Here is a 15,269-nt window from a genome sequence, read left to right on the forward strand (position 1 = left end):
GCCAGTCAATGCACGCCAGGCCTGCTAGGTGTGCAATGCGTGCCCCAGCGCCTTGAGCGCCGCTTCCTGCACCGCTTCGCCCAGCGTCGGATGCGCATGGATGGTGCCCGCCACATCTTCCAGCGTGGCGCCCATTTCCAGCGACTGGCCAAAGGCCGTGGACAGCTCGGACACGCCGCGCCCCACCGCCTGCCAGCCCACGATCAGGTGGTTGTCGCGACGCGCCACCACCCGCACGAAGCCGTCGGTGGATTCCAGCGTCATGGCGCGGCCATTGGCGGCGAACGGGAACGAGGCCGCCAGGCAGTCCAGCCCCGCGGCTTCGGCGTCGGCGGGCGACAGGCCCGCCACTACCACCTCGGGGTCGGTGAAGCACACGGCGGGGATGGCGGCCGGCTGGAAGTGGCGGCGCTTGCCGGACACCAATTCCGCCACCATCTCGCCCTGGGCCATGGCCCGGTGCGCCAGCATGGGTTCACCGGCAATGTCGCCGATGGCCCAGACGTCGCGCATGGACGTGCGGCATTGATCGTCGATGCGCAGCGCGTTGCCCTTGCGGTCCAGTTGCAGGTTTTCCAGGCCCCAGCCCTGCGTGCGCGGGCGCCGGCCGACGGCGATCAGCACGCGATCGGCCGGCAGTTGGGTCTCGGCGCCGCTGGCGTCCTGCACCCGCACCGCGTTGCCGGCGCCGTTCAGCCCCAGCACCTTGCGGCCCAGGTGCAGTTCGACGCCCAGCTTGGCCAGCGCGGCCGCCACGGGCTTGGTCAGTTCGGCGTCGTAGGTTGGCAGGATGCGGTCCTGCGCCTCGACCACGGCCACCTCGGCGCCCAGCTTGCGGTACACCGTGCCCAGTTCCAGGCCGATGTAGCCGCCGCCCACCACCACCAGTTTCTTGGGGATGTCGGCCGGCGACAGCGCTTCGGTGGACGACACCACGATGCCGCCGAACGGCACCGACGGCAGCGGCGTCGGCTCGGACCCGGCCGCCAGCAGCAGGTGTTCGCACTGGATGCGCACGCGCCCCTGGTCGGCGGTATCGACCTCGACCGTCTTGCCGTCCAGGAGGCTGGCCCAGCCGTGTACCACCTGCACACCGTTCTTCTTGAGCAGCGCGCCCACGCCGCCGGTCAGCTTGCCGACGATGCCGTCTTTCCAGGCCACGGTGCGACCGATGTCGATGGCCGGCGCCGACACCGAGATGCCCAGCGCCGACTGGCCGGCGTAGTGCCGCGCCTTGTCGAATTCCTCGGCCGCGTGGATCAGCGCCTTGGACGGAATGCAGCCGATGTTCAGGCAGGTGCCGCCCAGGCGGTCGCCTTCGACCAGGATGGTGGGCACGCCCAACTGGCCGGCCCGGATCGCGGCCACATAGCCGCCGGGCCCGCCGCCGATCACCAGCAAGGTTGTCGTCTTGGTAGTCTGGCTCATGCTTACTCCACGAAAAGCAGCGCGGGTTGTTCCAGCAGCGCGCGCACGGCCTGGATGAACCGCGCGGCGTCCATGCCGTCAACCACGCGGTGGTCGAACGAGGACGACAGGTTCATCAGCTTGCGCGCCACCACGGCGCCTTGGCGGAAGGCGGGCCGCTCGACGATGCGGTTCACGCCCACGATGCCAACCTCGGGATGGTTGATGACCGGCGTGGTGACGATGCCGCCCAGCGGCCCCAGGCTGGTGATGGTGATGGTGGACCCGGACAGCTCGTCGCGCCCGGCGCTGCCGGACCGCACCGCCTGCGCCAGGCGCGTGATCTCGGCCGCCATGGCCCAGACGTCGCGCGCTTCGGCGTGGCGCATCACCGGCACCATCAGGCCGCCGTCGCTTTGCGTGGCGATGCCGATGTGCACGGCGCCGTAGCGCGTCACCTGGCCCGCTTCGTCGTCATAGCGCGCGTTGATCTGCGGAAAATCGCGCAGCGCGATCACCATGGCGCGCGCCAGCAGCGGCAGCAGCGTCAGCTTGCCGCGCGCCTCGCCGAACTTCTGGTTCAGCTGCGCGCGCAGGTCTTCCAGCTCGGTGACGTCGATCTCTTCCACATAGCTGAAGTGCGGAATGCGGCGCTTGGACTCGGCCATCTTCTGCGCGATCTTCCTGCGCAGGCCGATGACCGGCACGAGTTCCTCGTCGTTGCGCTCGGCGTAGGCCGGACCGCTGCGCGCGCTGGCGGCGCCCTGCCCTTGCAGGTAGGCGTCCAGGTCTTCGTGCAAGACGCGCCCGGCCGGGCCGCTGCCCGGCACGAAGCGCAGTTCGATGCCCAGGTCCCAGGCGCGCTTGCGCACGGCAGGCGAGGCCAGCGGCTTTTCACCGGGCTGGCGCGCCGCGGCGGGCGCCTGGCGCGCGGCGCCCGAACGGCCCTGGCCTTGCGGCGCGGCCGCGTGCGACGGGGTTGCTGCGGTGGATGCCGCCGGCGCCGCCGCTTGCAGCGACGCGGCGATCTGCCCCGCCACGCCGCCCGCGGGCGCCTTGTCCGCCTTGGGCGCCGCCGCGGAAGCCGCAGCCGGCGCCGCCGTGGACACAGCTGCCGCTTGGGGCTTTTGCGCCGCGTCGGCCTTGAGGTTGCCCTCGCCTTCGACTTCCAGGCGGATCAGTTCGCCGCCCACGGCCATCACCTGGCCCACGTCGCCGCCCAAGGCGACCACGCGGCCCACCACGGGCGACGGAATCTCGACCGTGGCCTTGTCCGTCATGACGTCGGCCAGCGGCTGGTCTTCGGCGACCGTGTCGCCGACCTTGACGTGCCAACCGACCAGTTCGACCTCGGCAATGCCTTCGCCGATGTCAGGCATCTTGATGACATGAATCCCCATCTCACACCTCCATCGCGCGTTTGAACGCTTCGCCGACCCGGCGCGGGCCGGGGAAGTACGCCCATTCCTGCGCATGCGGGTAGGGAGTATCCCAACCGGTCACGCGCTCGACGGGCGCCTCCAGGTGATGGAAGCAGTGCTCTTGCACCAGCGAAATCAGTTCGGCGCCATAGCCGCAGGTGCGCGTGGCTTCGTGCACCACCACGCAGCGGCCGGTCTTCTTGACCGAATTGACAATGGTTTCCAGGTCCAGCGGCCACAGGCTGCGCAGGTCGATGACCTCGGCATCGATGCCGGTTTCCTCGGCCGCGGTCAGCGACACGTGCACGGTGGTGCCGTAGGTCAGCACCGTCAGCGCGTTGCCGGGCCGCACGATGGCGGCCGTATCCAGCGGCACCGTGTAGTAGCCGGTGGGCACCACGCTGCCGGGGCGCCCGGTCCAGGGCGTGACGGGGCGGTCGTGATGGCCGTCGAACGGGCCGTTGTACAGCCGCTTGGGTTCCAGGAAGATGACCGGATCGTCGTTTTCGATGGACGCGATGAGCAGGCCCTTGGCGTCGTACGGGTTGGACGGCATCACCGTGCGCAGGCCGCACACCTGGGTGAACATCGCCTCGGGACTCTGGCTATGCGTCTGGCCGCCGTAGATGCCGCCGCCGCAAGGCATGCGGATGGTCATGGGGGCAATGAATTCGCCCACCGAGCGGTAGCGCAGCCGCGCCGCCTCGGACACGATCTGGTCGGACGCCGGGTAGAAATAGTCGGCGAACTGGATTTCGCAGACGGGCCGCAGGCCATAGGCGCCCATGCCCACCGCCACGCCGACGATGCCGCCTTCGGAAATGGGCGTGTCGAACACGCGCGAACTGCCGAACTTGGCCTGCAGGCCTTCGGTGCAGCGGAACACGCCGCCGAAATAGCCCACGTCCTGGCCGAACACCACTACGTTGTTGTCGCGCTCCAGCATGACATCCATGGCCGAGCGCAAAGCCTGGATCATGGTCATCGGCGCAGAGGCCGGACCCACGTTGTTATCGATAGCCATCACTCACACTCCGAGCTGCTGACGTTGCCGGCGCAGATGATCCGGCATGTCCTTGTAGACGTCTTCAAAGATGCTGGCGGCGCTGGGGACGTGGCCGTCCACCAGGGTGCCGTAGCTTTCCGCTTCTTTCTGGGCCGCCTGGATCTCGGCGTCGAGCTCGGCGCGCACGGCGTCGTGTTCGGCGTCGGACCAGATGCCCAGCAGGATCAGGTGCTTCTTGAAGCGCTCGATCGGGTCGCCCAGCGGGAAGTGGCTCCAGTCGTCGCCCGGACGGTACTTGGAGGGGTCATCGGAGGTAGAGTGCGGGCCCGCGCGGTAGGTCACCCATTCGATCAGGGTCGGGCCCAGGTTGCGGCGGGCGCGTTCGGCGGCCCAGCGCGAGGCGGCGTACACCGCCAGGAAATCGTTGCCATCCACCCGCAGCGAGGCGATGCCGCAGCCCACGCCGCGGCCGGCGAAGGTGGCGCCCTCGCCCCCGGCGATGGCCTGGAAGGTCGAGATGGCCCATTGGTTGTTGACCACGTTCAGGATCACCGGGGCGCGGTACACGTGCGCGAAGGTCAGCGCGGTGTGGAAGTCGGCCTCGGCGGTGGCGCCGTCGCCGATCCAGCCCGACGCGATGCGCGTGTCGCCCTTGATGGCCGAGGCCATGGCCCAGCCCACCGCCTGGATGAACTGCGTGGCCAGGTTGCCCGAAATCGTGAAAAAGCCGTTGGGCTTGTCGGAATACATCACCGGCAGCTGGCGGCCCTTGAGCGGGTCGCGCTCGTTGGACATCAGCTGGCACATCATGGTCACCAGCGACACGTCGCGCGACAGCAGGATGCTTTGCTGGCGGTAGGTCGGGAAACACATGTCGCCCTGCTCCAGCGCCAGCGCATGGGCCGAACCGATGGCTTCCTCGCCCAGGCTCTGCATGTAGAAAGAGATTTTCTTCTTGCGCTGCGCGGTCAGCATGCGGCCATCGAAGATGCGCGTCTTGAGCATGGCGCGCATGCCTGCGCGCAGCAGCTCGTTGCTGATCTCCGGGGCCCAGGGCCCGACGGCGCGCCCATCGTCGTCGATCACCCGCACCAGGCTGTACGCCAGGGGGCCGGTATCGATCGCGGCAACATCAATGGGGGGTTTGGGCACCTCGCCTGGCGGCGACAGGCGCAGGTAGGAAAAGTCTGTCTTGCAACCCGGACGCCCGGTAGGCTCGGGGACGTGCAACTTCAGCGGCCCATATTGGCTCATGTATTGTCTCCACGCTTGATCGTGTCATGCGTCTTCTTCTTGCCAAAGACACTGTTCAAGGGGGTGACCTCGAACATTGCCATCGTCGGCGCATGCAAAGGGATGATCATGCATGGCCGGGGGCCAGATTAGCACAGGGCACGAGGGCTTGCGATGGCCCGGCGGGAGAATGAAAAACCCGGCTCGTGGCCGGGTTTTTCACTTCATGACGCACTCGCGCCCCGCGTCAGACCGGACCGGTCCAGGTGGTGACGAATTCGCTGTACGCCGGGCGGTTGGCCGGCGGCACTGCGCAGGCGGGCGTGCCGATGGCCAGGAAACCCAGGAAGCGGTAGTCCAGGGAATCCAGGCCCAGCGCGTGCTGCACGTCTTCGACGTAGGTGCCGATGCCGGTGCTCCAGAATGCGCCGTAGCCCAGCATGTGGGCGGCGTTCAGGATATTCATGGTGGCGCAGCCGGTAGCCAGCAATTGCTCGGCTTCGGGGATCTTGGTGTTGTCGTGGGCGATCTTCTGCGCCACGGCGATGAACAGCGGCACCGCCGCCATCCATTCGCGCACCGACTTTTCCTTTTCGGGCGTCATGCGCGGATCGCCGCTGCGCTTGACCGCGTCCAGCGCCACGTCGGCCAGCTTGCCGATGGCCTCGCCCTGGATCACCACGAAACGCCACGGACGCAGCGCGCCATGGTCGGGGGCCGACATGGCGGCCTGCAGGATCAGTTCAAGTTCGTCGGGCTTGGGCGCCGGGGCGCGCAGGAATTTGACGGAACGGCGTGAGGTGATGGCGTGCAGCGGCGTGGCAGTGGTGGTCTGGGTCATAGATCTGGCGCAATGGGGCTGGAGCGGCAAGAACCGCAACGGCGTAAATAGGAAAGGTTCTCATATTACGCCACGACCGCGGCCGGGTGGGCTATCCCCCTGCCCCGGGCATGGCGACTCGGGCCGGCGGCGCGGGAAATGCCCGGCGGCCCGGCAGGATCATCCCAGGTGGGTATGACGTTCCTGGCGTTCTTCGACCTGCATTTCCGAAAGGCCGTGCAGGATGCCGCAATCGTCCGTATCCGGCCGCGCCGACAGGCAGCGCTGGCGCAGGTCGGTCAGCTGCGACTTCAACTGGGTCAGTTCGGCGATGCGCTCATCCACGTGGGAAATATGCTCGTCGAACAGCTCGTTAATGGGGCCACATCCGGTCTGATGATTGTCGGCCAGCGACAGGATGGCGCGGATTTCGTCCTGCGTCATGTCCAGCGCGCGGCAGTTGCGGATCAGCCGCAGCCGCTCAAGATGGGTCTGGCCGTAGCTGCGGTAGTTGTTCAGCCCCCGTTCCGGGGCGGGCAGCAGCCCTTCTTTCTCGTAATACCTGACGGTTTCGACCGTGGTGCCGGCCGCCGTGGCCAATTCGCCGATACGCATGACGCCTCCCGGAATGCATCCGATGGGTCGGGGCCGATTCACACGAAAAAGCCCCAGGGGGTTGACCCTATAGTAACTCCAAGGTGTGAAATGCGGCCAATCGCTTACGAAAAGGCAACGAGCATGTCCCTGGCACCCATCAAAATCTCTCGCGGCACCCCTCCTGCGCAGGCCGACGCCTGCTGCGGCGGCCACGGCGATACCCCGGCCCGGGCGCAAGATCATGGCCCCAAGCATGACCACGGGCACGATCACGGCCATGACCATGGGCACGACCATAATCACGACCACAAGCACGACCACGCTGACGGCCACGCCCCCGCCGCCGCGGCCTGCTGCGGCCACGACCATGGCGCGGCCGACGTGCGCCTGTCCGCGGGCGGCGCAGCCGCGCTGCAAGCCGGCCCGGGCCAGGTGCTGGCCCGCCTGCGCATCGGCCAGATGGACTGCCCGACCGAGGAAACGCTGATCCGCAAGAAGCTGGACGGCATGAATGAAGTGCACGCGCTGGACTTCAACCTGATGCAGCGCATCCTGACCGTGGTGCACGCCGAAGGCGCGCTGGACCGCGTCGTGGCCGCCATCCACTCGCTGGGCATGACGCCCGAGCCCCTGGCCGACGACGCTCCCCGCGCGCCGGCCCCCGCCGCCGCCCCGGTGAACTGGTGGGCCATCGGCGGCGCGGGCGTGCTGGCCGCCCTGTCCGAAGCCTCGCACTTTGCCGGCATGCATTGGGGCGCCACGGCAGCGCTGGCCCTGGCCGCCATCCTGGCCTGCGGCATCAGCACCTACCGCAAGGGCTGGATCGCCGTGCGCAACGGCAACCTGAACATCAACGCGCTGATGAGCATCGCCGTCACCGGCGCCGTGCTGATCGGCCAATGGCCCGAAGCCGCCATGGTGATGTTCCTGTTCAACGTGGCCGAACTGATCGAAGCGCGCTCGCTGGACCGGGCCCGCAACGCCATCCGCGGTCTGCTCGACCTGGCGCCCGAAACCGCCACCGTGCGTCAGGCTGACGGCAACTGGCGCGAAGTGCCGGCGGCGCAATTGCAGGTGGACGACGTGGTGCGCGTGCGCCCGGGCGAACGCATCGCCGCGGACGGCATCATCGTCAGCGGCCGTTCCGCGGTCGACCAATCACCCATCACCGGTGAAAGCCTGCCGGTGGAAAAGGCCGAGAACGATCCCGTCTATGCCGCCACCGTCAACGCGGCCGGCTCGTTCGACTACCGCGTCACCGCGGCGGCGGGCAACACCACGCTGGCGCGCATCATCCACGCCGTCGAGCAAGCCCAGGGCGCCCGCGCCCCGACCCAGCGTTTCATCGACCGCTTCTCGCGCATCTACACCCCGGCCGTGGTCGGCGTGGCGCTGCTGGTGGCGGTGCTGCCGCCGCTGTTCTGGAGCCAGCCCTGGTTCGACGCGATCTACCGCGCGCTGGCGCTGTTGATCATCGCCTGCCCCTGCGCGCTGGTGATCTCCACGCCCGTCAGCATCGTCAGCGGCCTGACGGCGGCGTCGCGCCGCGGCATCCTGGTCAAGGGCGGCGTCTATCTGGAAGAAGGCCGCAACCTGAAGTGGCTGGCGCTGGACAAGACCGGCACGCTGACCCACGGCAAGCCCGTACAGACCGACCTGCTGGATTGGGATGTGTCCGACCAGACCCGCCAACCCGCCGCGCTGATCGCGGCCAGCCTGGCCGCGCGTTCGGACCACCCGGTGTCCCTGGCCGTGGCCAACGCCGCGCGCGAAGCCGGCAAGCCCCTGCTGGACGTCGACGACTTCACCGCCCTGCCCGGGCGCGGCGTCAGCGGCCGGGTGGACGGCGTGCCGTTCCAGCTGGGCAACCGGCGCCTGATGCGAGAACTGGGCGTGGCCAGCCCGCAGCTGGAAACCCGGCTGGACGAGCTGGAACGCCAGGGCAAGAGCGCCATCGCCCTGACCGACGGCGCCCGCGTGCTGGCGGTGGCGGCCGTGGCCGACACGGTCAAGCCCACCAGCGCGGCGGCCATTGCCGACCTGCATGCCCTGGGCGTGCGCACGCTGATGCTCACGGGCGACAACACGCCGACGGCGCAAGCGATTGCCCGCCAGGTGGGCATCGACGAAGCCCGCGGCGACCAACTGCCTGAAGACAAGCTGGCCGCCATCGAAAGCAAGCTGGCGCCCGCGGGCAAGGTCGGCATGGTGGGCGACGGCATCAACGACGCCCCCGCGCTGGCCCGCGCCGACATCGGCTTCGCCATGGGCGCGGCAGGCACCGGCACCGCCATCGAAACGGCCGACGTGGCCCTGATGGACGACGACCTGCGCAAGATCGGCACCTTCCTGCGGCTGTCGCGCGCCACCCACCGCGTGCTGATCCAGAACATCGTGCTGGCGCTGGGCATCAAGGTGGTGTTCCTGGCGTTGGCCATGACCGGCAACGCGACCCTGTGGATGGCGGTGTTCGCCGACGTAGGCGCCAGCCTGCTGGTGGTGGCCAACGGCCTGCGCCTGCTGCGCGCGGCGCCGCAGGCGGCCTGATCCCGCGCAGCAAGGCCAGTGCAATGCAAAACGCCCTGGAGGGAAACCTCCAGGGCGTTTTGCTTTGGGGCCGGCGGATTGGCCGATGCCTTGATCGACGCACAGTCGGGCGGCCTGGCCTGGCAAACCCGTCAGCCCGTCTGCTCTTCCTGCGGCCAGTCACGCAGCACCGGCGCATCGGGCGCACCCGGCCCCACGTCGCGCAGGTGCTCGTGCTGCAACAGCGCCATGCGGTAGGCGTCGCGGTACATGCCGTTGGAGAAGAATTCTTCCTTCAGCAGCCCTTCGATCTGGAAGCCGCAGCGCTCGTACACGTGCACGGCGGCGGTGTTGTCCTTGTCGACGACCAGGTAGACCTTGTGCAGGTTCAGCACGCGGAACGCGTAGCCCACTGCGATGCGGGTCGCCGCCTTGGCGTAGCCCCGGCCCTGGTAGCTGGGCGCGATGATGATCTGGAATTCGGCGCGACGATGGATGTAGTCGATTTCCACCAGCTCGACCAGGCCCGCAGGCTGGCCGGTATCGTGCTCGATGATGAAGCGCCGCTCGTTCTGGTCGTGCAAGTGGCGGTCATACAGGGCGACCAGTTCGTCGTAGGCCTCGTAGGGCTCTTCGAACCAATAACGCATGATGACGTCGTTGTTGTTGATCTTGTGCACGAAGTGCAGGTCGCCGCGCTCCAGGGGGCGTATTTTGATATCGGATATGACCGACATAGAAACCTCCGAAAGTGGCTCCATTGTAGCTGACACTGCCCTGAAATGCCCGTCACACGGTTTTCTTGCAACAGAAGTGGCGTATTCATTGACCTACAGCAACAAAATGCCCTGAAAATCGCATGAATGCTGGATTTTAAATTTTCACCTCACGGCCAACGGTAACGGAATGCACGCCGCCTCGAACGATCGGGCCCTTTTCAGAAAGTTCTGATTCCAGCCGCCCTTTGCCCCGTCCATGATCTCCGTTACCCACCCGCGGCACCCCGCTCGCGGGTCCGCAAGGGGAGACATCGCTTGAAAAAAATAGAACACGACCTGCTGCTGACGCTGGCCGAAACCGTCCAGAAAATGCACATCGCGCTGCTGCAAAGCCAGGCCCAGCTCGAAGCCCTGCGCACCGTCGTCATCGGCGTGCACACCGCCCTGTACGACGATCCGGCCTGGTGCGCCCGCATCACGTCGGCGCTCACTGGCGCCATCGAAAGCGATTTCTGCCAGGCACTTGGGTCCACCTACGCCGACGACATTCTGCGCCAGCGCCAGGAGTGGCTGGCCAACCTGATGCCCGCCGACATCTGGAGCCAGGTCCGGCCACGCCAAATGGATTGACGCCGCGCCGAACCCACCCGGCGCCTACCCGCCTCCCCCGTAGCCGCCACCCGCCGGCACTCCCCGGCTATTCCTGCACAAACGCGGGCAGGCGCTGCTCGATGCGCCTGACCACGTCGTGGGCGGCCGACGACAACGGCCGCCCCAGCCGCAGCAGCACCTGGCATTCCGGCGCGCTCAGGATCGGATGCGCAATCGGCAGCGCCACCAGCTCGCCGCTGGCCAGCTCGTGGTGCACGCCCAGGTTGGGCATCAGCGTCACGCCTGCGCCGCTGATGGCGTATTGCTTGAGCACACGCAGCGAATTGGTGGTCAGGCTGGGCGTCAGGTGGATGCGCTCGGTGAATTCCAGCAGGTCCACCGCCTGGCGCAGGCCATAGGGCGCCGACATCAGCGCGAACGGATACGGCAGGATGTCCGCGATGGTCAGCGGCGCGCGGTGCCGCGCCAGCGCATGCCCCCGCGCCGCCAACAGGCATACCGGGTGCTTGCGGCTGACCCGGCAGCGCAGCCGCGGGTCCACCGGCGGGTTGTAGGCCAGGCCGATATGCGCGGCATCGGTGGCCACCGCTTCAACCACCTCGTTCACCGACCCGACATTGACGCTGATGTTGATCTGCGGGTGCTCGATGCAGAACGGCCCCACCACGTGTTCCATCAGGCTGTCGATGAAGCCTTCGCTGATCATCAGGTGGACATTGCCGCGCCGCATGCCGCGCAGTTCCTGCAGCCGGGTGTTCAGGTGTTCCTGCTGGGCGCGGCAGCCGCGGTGGTATTCCAGCAGCATGTCGGCGGCTTCGGTAGGCGTCAGGCCACGCGAACGGCGCTCGAACAACGCCACGCCCAGCTCTTTTTCCAGCAGCTGGATCTGGCGGCTGATGACCGACGGCGCGGTGCCCAGCTTGTCGGCCGCCCCGCGGATGGAACCGCAGGCCACGACCTCGTTGAAGTACTTCAGCCGCAGCTGGCTGATTTCCTGCATGGCGCTTCCCCGTCTGACGCGGCGTGGCCGGCGCGGCGCGCGACCGCACGCGTGCCGTCCCTGCCGCGCAACCGTCCCGTGCTGCGTCTTGTTTTAAGTGTTGCCTTGAAGGCAACGATAATTTATCACCCTGGTCATTGTTTCGAACACCCGGCTCTCGCAATATGGACGCCGCGCGGACCCGCCCCGGGACCGCCCCCCCCTATTTCAGCCGCCGCGGGCGCAGACCCGCGCGAGGAGACTCGACAATGCCCCATCAGGCCACGCCAGGCGCCGATCCGCGCCTGGCCCCCCTTTACCGCAAGATCACCTGGCGCCTGCTGCCGTTCCTGCTGCTCTGTTATGTGTTCGCCTACCTGGACCGCATCAACATCGGCTTTGCCAAGTTGCAGATGCAGCAGGACATCGGCATCTCGGATGCCGTCTACGGCCTGGGCGCCGGCATCTTCTTCCTGGGTTACGTCATGTTCGAGGTGCCCAGCAACCTGCTGCTGACGCGCATCGGCGCGCGCCGCACCATCAGCCGCATCATGGTGCTGTGGGGCCTGACGTCGGCCTCGATGCTGTTCGTGCAGGGCGAATGGAGCTTCTACGTCCTGCGCTTCATGCTGGGCGTGTTCGAAGCCGGCTTCGCGCCCGGCATGATCTTCTACCTGACCTACTGGTATTCGCAGTCGCGCATGGCCGGCGTGATGGCCGTGGTGATGCTGGCCGGGCCCATCGGCGGCATCGTCGGCGGCCCGGTGTCCGCCTGGATCATGACGGCGTTCTCCGGCTCGCACGGGCTGGACGGCTGGCAATGGATGTTCCTGCTCGAAGGCCTGCCCTGCGTGCTGCTGGGCGTCATTGCCTTTCGCTTCCTGGACGACAAGCCGGCCGATGCCCGCTGGCTCAGCGCCGACGAAAAGGCCCTCTTGGCCGCCGACCTGGAAAGCCGCGGCGCGCACAAGAAGCACGCCTTTGCCCAGGTGCTGCGCGACCCGGCCATCTACGGCATGGCGTTGACGTATTTCTGCCTGATCTGCGGCATCTACGCCGTGAGCTTCTGGCTGCCCACCCTGCTCAAGCTGGCGGGCGTGCAGGACACGATGGAGATCGGCCTGTATTCGGCGATTCCGTACATTGCCGCGGCCATCTTCATGCTGGCGTTTGCGCGCAGTTCGGACCGCCGCCGCGAGCGCCGCTGGCACACGCTGGTGCCCGCGCTGCTGGCCGGCATCGCCCTGTGCGTGGCCACCGCCGCACCGACGCAATTCGCGCTATCCCTGACGGCCATCACGCTTGCCACGGGGTTCATGTGGGCGGCATACACGGTATTCTGGGCGATCCCGTCGCAGTATCTGCAAGGCGAAGCTGCAGCCGGCGGCATCGCGCTGATCAACAGCATCGGCCTCTTGGGCGGCTTTCTCAGCCCGTCCATCATCGGCTGGTCCAAAGCGGCCACCGGCACGCTGGCCGGCGGCCTGTATGTGATCTCGGCGTTGCTGGTGGCCGGGGCCTTGCTGCTGCTGGTGAACCGTCCTCCGAAATCCGCGCCCGCGCGCGCCTGACGAACCAAGGAATCGATCATGCATATCCTGGTGGCTGGCTTCCAGCACGAAACCAATACCTTTGCGCCGTCCAAGGCCGCCTACGAAAACTTCGTGCGCGGCGAGGGATTTCCCGCCATGGTGCGCGGCCAAGACATGCTGGCGCTGCGCGAGGTCAACATCCCCGCGGGCGGCTTCATCAACGCCGTGCTGGCCGACGGCCATACGGTCAGCACCGTGATCTGGGCGGGTGCCAGCCCGTCGGCGCACGTCACCCGCGACGCCTATGAGCGCATTGCCGGCGAGATCGTCGACGCGGCCCGGGCCGGCGGCTACGACGCCATCTACCTGGACCTGCACGGCGCCATGGTCGCCGAGCACCTGGACGATGGCGAAGGCGAGCTGCTGGCGCGCGTGCGCGCCGTGGCCGGCCCCGATCTGCCGGTCGTGGCCAGCCTGGACCTGCACGCCAACGTCACCGCGCAGATGCTGCAAGAGGCCGATGGCCTGGCGGCGTTTCGCACCTATCCACACGTGGACATGGCCGATACCGGCGAGCACACCGCGCGCCTGTTGGCCGCGCGCCTCGCGGCGGGCAACGCCTGGGTGCGGGCCGAGCGCCGCCTGCCCTTCCTGATTCCCATCAACGGCATGTGCACGCTGCTGCAGCCGTCGCAAGGCGTGTACGAAGAACTGGAACGCCTGGAAAAGACGCCGGGTGTCGCGTCCATCTCGTTCGCGCCGGGCTTTCCGGCAGCCGACTTTCCCGAGTGCGGGCCGGTGGTCTGGGCCTATGGCACCGACGCCGCCGCGGTCGAACGCGTGACCGAAGCGCTGTACCAGCGCGTGCTGGAACTGGAGCCGCAGTGGTCGCCCGACTTCCTGGCGCCGGCCGACGCCGTCAAGCGCGCGCAGGCCCTGGCGGCCGGCGCCTCGCGGCCCGTGGTCATCGCCGACACGCAGGACAACCCCGGGGCGGGCGGCGACGCCAACACCACCGGCATGCTGCGCGCGCTGGTCGAGGCCGACGCGCAGAACGCGGCGCTGGGCCTGCTCTGTGATCCCGACGCCGTGCGCCAGGCCACCGCCGCGGGCGTGGGCAACACGGTGCGGCTGCGGCTGGGCGGGCAGTCCGGCGTGGCCGGCGATACGCCCTTCGAAGGGGAATTCGTGGTGGAAACGCTGTCGCCCGGCAAGCTGCGCTATGACGGCCCGATGATGCACGGCATGGACGTGGACCTGGAAGCCGTGGCCGGCCTGCGGCTGGGCGGCGTGCGCGTGGTGGTCAGCGCCACCAAGACGCAGATGCTGGACCGCAACCTGTTCCGCGTGGGCGGCGTGCAGCCCGAGGAAATGGCCATCCTGGTGGTCAAGAGCTCGGTGCACTTTCGCGCCGACTTCCAGCCGATCGCGCACGAGGTGCTGGTGGCCAAGGCCCCCGGCCCGATGCAGGCCGACCCCGCCGACCTGCCCTGGACCCGGCTGCAGCCGGGCATCCGCGTCAAGCCGCTGGGGCGCGCGTTTACCGAGTGAATGAATGGGCGCGGCAAGCGGCACGACGGCCGCCGCGCCGCGCAGAGCCAGCGTTACTTGAGCTTGCCCTGGGGGCTGACGAAATCTTCGAGCGTCAGCCCTTTTTCCTTCAGGATGGCTTCCAGCAGGGGCTGCAGGCGGCCCAGGCTTTCCTGGACGGTTTCGCGCACCGTGTCCACCACCACCTGGGTGCTGCGTTCGATTTCGATATTGACCGAATCACCCACCTGCTTGTCTTCGAACACCGTCATGCGGCGGGTTTCGGGGATCAGCCAGACTTCGAACCAGCCTTCGGCGCGGTTCACTTCCGATACGGTCAGACTGGCGCCGTTGATGGCGATGTAGCCCTTGGCGAAGACGTACTTGCGGAACGCCTCGGGAATGGAAAAACGCATCAGCCGGTTGGTGTCCGACGATTTCACCATCACGACTTCCGAGGTGAAATCGACGTGGCCGGACAGCGGGTGGCCGCCGATCTCGGCGCCATCCTTGGCGGCGCGCTCGACGTTGGCGCGGTCGCCTTCCTGGTAGCTGCCCAGGGTGGTGATGGCCAGGCTTTGCAGCATGACATCGAAGGTAGCCTGGTTGGCGTCGAGGATTTCGGTGACGGTCAGGCAGACGCCGTCGGTCGAGACGCTGGCGCCAATGGCCAGGTCCTGGCAGAAGCCTTCGGGAAATTGCAGCGTAAACGTGCGCAGGCCTTCGCGGTCCGCGATGTTCGCGATCTTCGCGGTGCCTTGGACAATACCGGTAAACATGCTGATCCTGGATACGGGGCGTGGCGCCCCTGGCAAAACATCAAAGTTAACCGATATTTTGCCACCGGACGCCCGCCCCGGGCGGGGCGCGGCGCCCGATTGCCGCCG

13 protein-coding genes are annotated in these 15,269 nt (G+C 67.7%); 4 read left to right on the forward strand and 9 right to left on the reverse strand.

Annotation, left to right across the window (positions count from 1 at the left end; all coding sequences use genetic code 11):
- Nucleotides 1-24: 24 nt before the first annotated feature.
- The 6 genes from lpdA to cadR form a co-directional block, all read right to left on the reverse strand.
- Nucleotides 25-1,428, reverse strand: coding sequence for a dihydrolipoyl dehydrogenase (gene lpdA / locus U858_RS0120180; protein WP_025138971.1), 1,404 nt, complete (start codon nucleotides 1,426-1,428; stop codon nucleotides 25-27).
- A gap of 2 nt (nucleotides 1,429-1,430) precedes the next feature.
- Entirely contained in the window at nucleotides 1,431-2,807 is a 1,377-nt protein-coding gene (locus U858_RS0120185) for a dihydrolipoamide acetyltransferase family protein (protein ID WP_025138972.1), read from the reverse strand.
- A gap of 1 nt (nucleotide 2,808) precedes the next feature.
- Entirely contained in the window at nucleotides 2,809-3,852 is a 1,044-nt protein-coding gene (locus U858_RS0120190) for an alpha-ketoacid dehydrogenase subunit beta (protein ID WP_025138973.1), read from the reverse strand.
- Nucleotides 3,853-3,855: 3 nt separating this feature from the next.
- A complete protein-coding gene (locus U858_RS0120195) occupies nucleotides 3,856-5,088 on the reverse strand; it encodes a 3-methyl-2-oxobutanoate dehydrogenase (2-methylpropanoyl-transferring) subunit alpha (RefSeq protein ID WP_025138974.1) in 1,233 nt (410 codons plus the stop codon).
- 226 nt (nucleotides 5,089-5,314) lie between these two features.
- Entirely contained in the window at nucleotides 5,315-5,908 is a 594-nt protein-coding gene (locus tag U858_RS0120200) for a nitroreductase (RefSeq protein ID WP_025138975.1), read from the reverse strand.
- 159 nt (nucleotides 5,909-6,067) lie between these two features.
- On the reverse strand, nucleotides 6,068-6,502 hold the full coding sequence (gene cadR, locus U858_RS0120205) for a Cd(II)/Pb(II)-responsive transcriptional regulator (protein WP_025138976.1): 435 nt from the start codon (nucleotides 6,500-6,502) through the stop codon (nucleotides 6,068-6,070).
- 123 nt (nucleotides 6,503-6,625) lie between these two features.
- On the opposite strand from cadR, the gene U858_RS0120210 reads away from it, so the two are divergent.
- Nucleotides 6,626-9,031: a heavy metal translocating P-type ATPase gene (locus U858_RS0120210; RefSeq protein WP_025138977.1), complete on the forward strand. Its 2,406-nt coding sequence runs from the start codon at nucleotides 6,626-6,628 to the stop codon at nucleotides 9,029-9,031.
- A gap of 131 nt (nucleotides 9,032-9,162) precedes the next feature.
- On the opposite strand, the gene speG is transcribed toward U858_RS0120210, so the two are convergent.
- On the reverse strand, nucleotides 9,163-9,747 hold the full coding sequence (gene speG, locus U858_RS0120215) for a spermidine N1-acetyltransferase (protein WP_025138978.1): 585 nt from the start codon (nucleotides 9,745-9,747) through the stop codon (nucleotides 9,163-9,165).
- A gap of 297 nt (nucleotides 9,748-10,044) precedes the next feature.
- Between speG and U858_RS0120220 the strand changes: the two genes are divergently transcribed.
- A complete protein-coding gene (locus U858_RS0120220; RefSeq protein WP_025138979.1) occupies nucleotides 10,045-10,359 on the forward strand; it encodes a hypothetical protein in 315 nt (104 codons plus the stop codon).
- Nucleotides 10,360-10,426: 67 nt separating this feature from the next.
- On the opposite strand, the gene U858_RS0120225 is transcribed toward U858_RS0120220, so the two are convergent.
- Nucleotides 10,427-11,341 carry a LysR family transcriptional regulator gene (locus tag U858_RS0120225; protein ID WP_025138980.1) on the reverse strand — a complete coding sequence of 305 codons (915 nt, stop codon included), beginning with the start codon at nucleotides 11,339-11,341 and terminating at the stop codon, nucleotides 10,427-10,429.
- A 248-nt stretch (nucleotides 11,342-11,589) separates the two neighbouring features.
- Between U858_RS0120225 and U858_RS0120230 the strand changes: the two genes are divergently transcribed.
- On the forward strand, nucleotides 11,590-12,891 hold the full coding sequence (locus U858_RS0120230) for an MFS transporter (protein ID WP_025138981.1): 1,302 nt from the start codon (nucleotides 11,590-11,592) through the stop codon (nucleotides 12,889-12,891).
- 18 nt (nucleotides 12,892-12,909) lie between these two features.
- The gene (locus tag U858_RS0120235; RefSeq protein ID WP_025138982.1) at nucleotides 12,910-14,403 is read left to right on the forward strand and encodes a M81 family metallopeptidase; all 1,494 of its coding nucleotides are present in this window, start codon (nucleotides 12,910-12,912) and stop codon (nucleotides 14,401-14,403) included.
- Between the two features lie 53 nt (nucleotides 14,404-14,456).
- Here the strand turns inward: U858_RS0120235 and U858_RS0120240 are convergent, their stop codons facing one another.
- A complete protein-coding gene (locus U858_RS0120240) occupies nucleotides 14,457-15,161 on the reverse strand; it encodes a riboflavin synthase (protein WP_025138983.1) in 705 nt (234 codons plus the stop codon).
- Nucleotides 15,162-15,269: the final 108 nt, after the last annotated feature.

Origin of the sequence: Achromobacter sp. DH1f (assembly GCF_000633435.1) — a bacterium.
Classification (GTDB): domain Bacteria; phylum Pseudomonadota; class Gammaproteobacteria; order Burkholderiales; family Burkholderiaceae_B; genus Achromobacter; species Achromobacter deleyi.